This is a genomic window from Phormidesmis sp. 146-20 (assembly GCF_052939475.1).
The window spans coordinates 105,254-111,586 of sequence record NZ_JBJPHT010000019.1 but is presented as its reverse complement, the minus strand read 5'-3'; the positions used below and the strand labels follow the sequence as shown (position 1 = coordinate 111,586).

The window sequence follows — 6,333 nt, the reverse complement described above, 5'->3', positions numbered from 1 at the left end:
GGGAACTCTTCTCCCCTAGAATGACCGGGATTCTATTTCTTGGCAAGTCCCTAATCAACGTCATGCAGCAAGTCTTCGATCGCCCCCCGCTCCCCTTCGATCCCAATCGGCAATCGCTCAAAGCCTGGACAAAGTACTGCTTACAAGATCGGGGCTTTAGGGTGATTTACGCGCAAAATGCAGACTTTGCGATCGAGACCAACACCGGAGAAAAAGCCTACTTCAAAGTCAGTGACCGTGCTGAAAATCTCGATCCCTCAGTTGGGTGGATTGTAGTTGACCCATCGGGACAGAAGGCGATCGTCATTGCGCCTCAGAGTTAACCAGCCCTTGCTCGACGCGGTTTGACCAGTTTGGGTTTGGCGGATCGTAAGCGTCTGATTCGCAAATCTTCGCGGGGGGCAAAATTGCGGGAACTGAAGGTCAGGATTCCGGTCATCTCTTGCCAAAAGGGACGATCGCTCTGATGCAAATCGAGCAGCACGATCGCCACGCTAAACAGTAAAATCCCCATGCCTCCAATAAAGAACGCCATCGCCACCGAAATGAGCCAGGTGCCCTCGACAACCGTTCTCATGGCTAATGCAAAAGTGCTGGCGACAAAGACCATTAGCGCGTAGTGAAGTGCCAGAATGCCGTTGCGAGAGGATTGAATCTGTTGTTGCAGGTGACGCAGTTGTTTTTTGAGCAGGAGGAGGCGATCGTTCTTGGAGTCATACGCCAAATGCAGCACTTGATAATATTCCAAACTTGTCGTCTGCAACCGATTTTCTAGGGCACTGCGCCGCAGCATCAAGCCCCCCAACACAAACGCACAAGCCACAATCATCAGCACCGAGTTGAGGATTAGCTGAATCAATTGGGTGGTCTGTTCGACACTCATAAGGCTTCCTCTCCACGACTTAGCGTGACATGAGGATAGCATATTTTAGTACAGATTTACTAGATAGAGGGATGAAATGAGGAGACCTTAGACTTTGGACTTCACACCTCACACCTCACTCCTCCTCACCCATTCCAACACTGCCTGAGTCAATCCTGGTAGTGTAAATTCTTGAGCCTCAACATCGACTCTTCCCAATAGCATCTGGCAATCTTTGGAGGTCTGAGGGCCGATCGAGACCACCCCAACGCCTTCTAAATGTGTCAGCCAATCTTGACCAAACTCACCTTCGAGTAGCTGGCAAAAGTGGCGCACCGTTTTGGAACTCGCAAACGTGACGATCTGAATTTCACCATTTTTGAGCGCCTCAAGCGCAACGGGATCGATCGCCGTCGGACAAGCCGATTGGTAAGCCGCAACCTCTGTGACTTGAGCAGCCCGATCGCCAAACTCCTTAATCAACACATCTCGCCCCCCACTCTCGACGCGCGGAAACAGGAACTTTTTGCCCGTCACAGGTTCAGGGAAATTGAGCACCATCGAATCTGCGACAAAATCGGGAGGGATAAAATCGGGCTGTAATCCTCGCTGCTTCAGTCTTTGAGCCGTTTTTTCGCCGACGACTGCAATCTTGATTTCTGACAAGCCTCGCACGTCTTGAAGCTGTGACCCCAACCGTTCAAAAAAGTAATCGACGGCATTCGTTGACGTGAGAATCAGCCAATCAAAATCATTGAGACGCGCGATCGCCTGATCCAATTCTTCCCAGCTTGAAGGCGGCACAATTTCTAACGTCGGCATCTCGACCACCGTCGCGCCCTGACTTTGCAACAATCGGGAAAACTGACTGGATTGAGACACCGATCGCGTCACAAGAACGGTTTTACCAGAAAGGGGAAGGGTAGACACAGGAAACACAGGGGGAACGACGGGGGGCTGAAACGTGGGGAGGAGAAAGGAGCGCAGTCCGACAACCTCGCCAATAACGATCACACAGGGAGAAAGTGAATGGGGATCTGTGTGTGACAGAATTTCTGCTAGAGTGCTGACCCAAATTTGTTGCGCTGGATGCCCCGCCCAACGAATGATGGCGATCGGCGTCTGGGGCGATCGTCCCTGTTTTTGTAATTGTTGCAGAATAATCGGGAGATTTTGTCCACCCATCAGCATCACCAGCGTCTCGATTTGAGCGATCGTTTGCCAGTCCAGACTTTCGGTATCGTGGGCACTCAAAACTGCAAAACAACGGCTCAAAACGGGGTCAGTTAATGGAATTCCTGCCAGAAGAGGGGCGGCCAGCGCCGAAGAAATTCCGGGAATCACCTCAAATGGACAGCCTGCCGCATTCAACGCTTGGATCTCAGAGGACGATCGCCCAAAAATAAACGGATCGCCACTCTTGAGCCGAACGACCTGCTTTCCTTGCTGACACTGCTCAACGAGAAGGCGATCGATTTGGGGCTGTTTCAGGCTGGGCTGTCCCCCACGTTTGCCGACATTTAGTTTGAGACAGGTTTCTGGCACGACTTCTAAGAGTTGTGAATCGACTAGCGCATCGTAGACCAGCACCTCTGCTTGAGTCAGCAACCGATGAGCGCGCACCGTCAGATAGTCAACGCCTCCAGTCCCCGAACCGACGAGATACACCTTTCCATTCATAACTTTCTATTCATAAAGCGTTTGAGTTCTCCTACGATGAGTTTTGCAAAAAAAGTTCGCGAAGTGGCAGCTTATTGGGGGGCAGCCAGAAAGACCTTGGTCTGGTAGGTGAGACAAACGCAGCCCTGCTGATCTGCCCAGCGTTGATGAAGCGCCGTCAATTCTGTGGTTAACCGATCGTAGGCAGTTCCTTGACGAGGCACATAAGAGGCACTGCGCGATCGTCCGATCAGTCCCTCCAGATCTAGAATCTGCTGAGAAGGAAAGACAAACGATTGCACATTGGTAAAGCTGGAAGCAGCGTATAGCGCATCGCTGGCGGTGAATCGCTCTAGTGCAGGATGCTTGTTTGAGACTTCTCTTAACAGGGCTTCGTAGCTTTCTGAGAACTCGTTGGACTGATCACGATCGTTCCACACCAACGCCAGTCGCCCCGATGATTTGAGAATTCGTCGAAACTCTGCCAAAGTCGGCTCTGGATCAAACCAATGAAACGATTGAAAACAAGTAATTAAGTCAACGGAAGCGTCGGGTAAATCGGTCTGTTCTGCGGTGGCGGCGCGATAGGTCACATTGGGATGGACTTCGGCAACCTGACTCATCGCAGCGTTGGGTTCGATCGCCCAGACTTGCAGCCCGCGATCGCCCAACAACCGAGCCGAGATTCCTGTTCCCGCGCCGATGTCAGCCGCCACCAATTGAGACGGCGTACCCAACCCTTCGAGAATCTGGTCGATCGATTCAGCGGGGTAAGTCGGACGATATTTCACATAGTCAGAGGCGCGATCGGAGAACCGATTCAATGGATCAAGCTGATGCAGTGGTGTAGACATAGGCATGAAAACAGCATGAGTGCGATCAAGTTAGATCCAAGTTAGATCAATTATGACCTCATCCTACGTCGCCAACTTTTTCATCCCTCCTCGCGAAGCGGATTACCCCCAAAGGGGGAACAGATCATCGAAGTTCTCCTTCATCCCTCCAATAAAAAACCCCCAACCGAAGTCAGGGGTAATCATCAGGGTGCATCTACCATCCCTATATGCCAAAAAAATTGGACGTTCTCCGGAGAAGATTTGGGGAATTGCATGAAGTTCATATGAACTAGCTGTGAGATTTGCATAAAGGAACGATCGCTTTAACCCTGGCCAGCCGCTTTCCTAATAGGTTCCAGCAGTTCCAGAGGAATATTTAGACTGTTGAGTGACCGATATTCATCCTTCTGAGTTGCCAAATTGGGGCCGTGGTAGTCACTGCCGCCCGTGATCAAAAGCCCGTATTCTGTGCAGAGTTGAGTGAGGCGATCGATACCCGCCGCTGAGTGACTGGGATGAAACACTTCAATTCCCAAAAGTCCCGCTTTCACCAAATCTGGAAGAATTTCCTCAACGGCTCCCCCGCGAAACAAGTAAGGATGCGCCCATACCGGAACCGCCCCACAAGACCGTAACAGCGCCACCCCTTCAGTACTCTCAAACTTTTCGTAATGGACGTAGGCAGGTTGATCATCACCGAGAAAGCGATCGAACGCCTCCCGCGACGAATTGACATAGCCCGCTCTGACCATCGCCGTTGCAATATGAGGTCGCCCTGGAGCCATGCCTTCTCCCATGTCGGGCAGTTGGATGGGATAGCCCAAGTCAGCAAGTTTTTCGACAATCTTTTGAGCGCGGCGTTTGCGACCTTCGAGCCGTTCCATTAGCGGAGCGTGAAGTTTTTGGCGATCGGGATAAAAGCCCAAAATATGTAGAGAGCGATCGTTGCAAACGGTACTCAGCTCCAGTCCAGGGACGATTTCCAGGTGATCAGGAGCCGCCGCAAACGCCTCATCCCAGCCGCTCATCGTGTCGTGATCCGTAATCGCCAACGCCCGCACCCCGACGGAAACCGCCCGATTAACTAGCTCAACGGGTGTCAGCGTCCCATCAGAATAAGTCGTGTGACAGTGTAGTTCTAACATGCTTCTATTCTAAAGAAACGTGAATTCAATGGAATCTTTCGCTACGGTGATTAATCCGGCAGCCCCCTAAATTCTCCAATGCTGGGGGACTTTGAACTGGAAATCTAATCTAAAAGTCGCCCACAATTGGCACTTTGGGGGACAGAAGCGCTAAACAACGCCGTGAAAAAACTTCATCGAATTGACGTTAAAGAAGAGCGTCAATGATAGGGAGTAACAATTTCTGATAAAACGAGCCGCGAACTATCGTAGCGGTAACAAAATAAGAATCAGAAAACGTGCCATGATTTGCACCATGAATTAGCAGAAAAACTAGCAGACAAGGAGCGTGACAGTAATGGGAAAAGGAAGACTAGAAGCCTTTAGCGACGGAGTGATCGCCATCCTTATTACCATTATGGTCTTAGAACTCAAGGTGCCGCACGGGGCTGATTTAGCGGCTCTGCGTCCACTCATTCCAATCTTTCTGAGTTATGTCCTGAGTTTCATCTATCTCGGCATCTATTGGAACAATCACCATCACTTGCTACAAGCAGTCCGACACGTCAACGGGCGCATTCTTTGGGCCAATATGCATTTGCTATTTTGGTTATCGCTCATTCCCTTTGTCACAGGCTGGATGGGTGAAAATTTTGCCCCTGTTCCGGTTGCCTGCTATGGTGTAGTTCTCTTGTTGAATGCCATTGCTTACTTTATTCTCACTCGCGTTCTGATTGCTTATCACGGTCAAGATTCTACCCTGGCGATCGCGATGGGGCGAGACGTTAAAGGCAAGCTATCGTTAGGCTTTTATGTCACAGCGATTCTGTTTACTTGGGTCAATCCATTGATCGCTTGTGCAATTTACGCTTCGGTGGCAGCAATGTGGCTCATCCCCGATCGTCGCATTGAGAAGACGCTAACTTCATAAGCTGAACCATTCATTAATTTAAACAGTCAACGAGGAATTCAAAACTCTTTTCATCCCTCCTCCCTCCTCTCTCCTCCCTGCCCCCATGCCCGAAGGCCCCGAAATCCGACAAGCCGCCGATGAGATTGCCAAAGCATTGGTCGATCGCCCCGTCACTGAGATATTTTTTGCGTTCGATCGCCTCAAGCCGTTTGAAGAAGAACTGATTGGGCAAACCGTAACCGCCATTCGGACGCGGGGCAAGGCGATGGTGATTTGTTTTGAGAAGCCGCTCTACATCTACAGTCACAATCAGCTTTATGGGCGGTGGTATGTCCGCAAGCTGCATTCTTACCCGACCACAAACCGTCAGTTGCGAATGGCAATTCACACCCCCAAACACTCGGCTTTGCTTTACTCTGCGTCAGAGATTCAGGTGTTGAATGAGGAGGAGTTAGCGGTGCATCCGTTTCTCAGCCGAGTTGAAATGGATGTGTTGGATCAAGCGGTGACCGTTGAAGAAGTTGTAGCCCGCTTTCTCGACAAGCGATTTTTTCGTCGTCAACTCACGATTCTGCTGCTCGATCAACATTTCTTAGGCGGATTGGGCAACTATTTGCGGAGCGAAATTCTATTTGTGGCGAAGGTTCATCCCGCTTTGCGTCCGGTTGATTGCACTGTTGAACAAATTCACGCCCTCGCTCAGTCCGTTCTCTCGGTGACGCTGCAATCCTACAGAACAAAAGGCATTACGAACGATTTGCAGATTGTCGATCGCCTCAAAAAACTCGGCTATTCGCGCAGTCGCTATCGTCACTATGTCTTCAATCGAGAGGGACAGGACTGCTTTGTGTGTGGAAGGGCGATCGTCAAAGAAATCTTCGCTGGACGACGGCTCTATTATTGCCCCACTTGCCAAGCTCTCGGTTGATGGCTCTTCGG

General features: G+C 50.6%; 7 protein-coding genes. 3 read left to right on the top strand and 4 right to left on the bottom strand.

Annotation, left to right across the window (positions count from 1 at the left end):
* The coding region (locus ACKFKH_RS16690) for a hypothetical protein (RefSeq protein WP_446859450.1) at positions 1-323 on the top strand (323 nt) is incomplete at its 5' end.
* Here ACKFKH_RS16690 and ACKFKH_RS16685 read toward each other — a convergent pair.
* The 4 genes from ACKFKH_RS16685 to ACKFKH_RS16670 all read right to left on the bottom strand — a co-directional run bounded on the left by ACKFKH_RS16685 (position 320) and on the right by ACKFKH_RS16670 (position 4,502).
* Positions 320-883 (bottom strand): DUF2721 domain-containing protein, encoded by a 564-nt coding sequence (locus ACKFKH_RS16685; RefSeq protein ID WP_446859449.1) that lies wholly within the window; start codon positions 881-883, stop codon positions 320-322. The genes ACKFKH_RS16690 and ACKFKH_RS16685 overlap by 4 nt on opposite strands.
* A gap of 108 nt (positions 884-991) precedes the next feature.
* Complete coding sequence (gene cobA / locus ACKFKH_RS16680) at positions 992-2,542, bottom strand: uroporphyrinogen-III C-methyltransferase (RefSeq protein WP_446859448.1); 1,551 nt, start codon at positions 2,540-2,542, stop codon at positions 992-994.
* 71 nt (positions 2,543-2,613) lie between these two features.
* Positions 2,614-3,375: a class I SAM-dependent methyltransferase gene (locus tag ACKFKH_RS16675; protein WP_446859447.1), complete on the bottom strand. Its 762-nt coding sequence runs from the start codon at positions 3,373-3,375 to the stop codon at positions 2,614-2,616.
* Positions 3,376-3,680: 305 nt separating this feature from the next.
* Positions 3,681-4,502 carry a PHP domain-containing protein gene (locus ACKFKH_RS16670; protein ID WP_446859446.1) on the bottom strand — a complete coding sequence of 274 codons (822 nt, stop codon included), beginning with the start codon at positions 4,500-4,502 and terminating at the stop codon, positions 3,681-3,683.
* A 337-nt stretch (positions 4,503-4,839) separates the two neighbouring features.
* Between ACKFKH_RS16670 and ACKFKH_RS16665 the strand changes: the two genes are divergently transcribed.
* Both ACKFKH_RS16665 and nei read left to right on the top strand, forming a co-directional pair.
* Positions 4,840-5,412: a TMEM175 family protein gene (locus tag ACKFKH_RS16665; RefSeq protein ID WP_446859445.1), complete on the top strand. Its 573-nt coding sequence runs from the start codon at positions 4,840-4,842 to the stop codon at positions 5,410-5,412.
* An 85-nt stretch (positions 5,413-5,497) separates the two neighbouring features.
* Complete coding sequence (gene nei / locus ACKFKH_RS16660) at positions 5,498-6,322, top strand: endonuclease VIII (RefSeq protein ID WP_446859444.1); 825 nt, start codon at positions 5,498-5,500, stop codon at positions 6,320-6,322.
* Positions 6,323-6,333 lie beyond the last annotated feature (11 nt).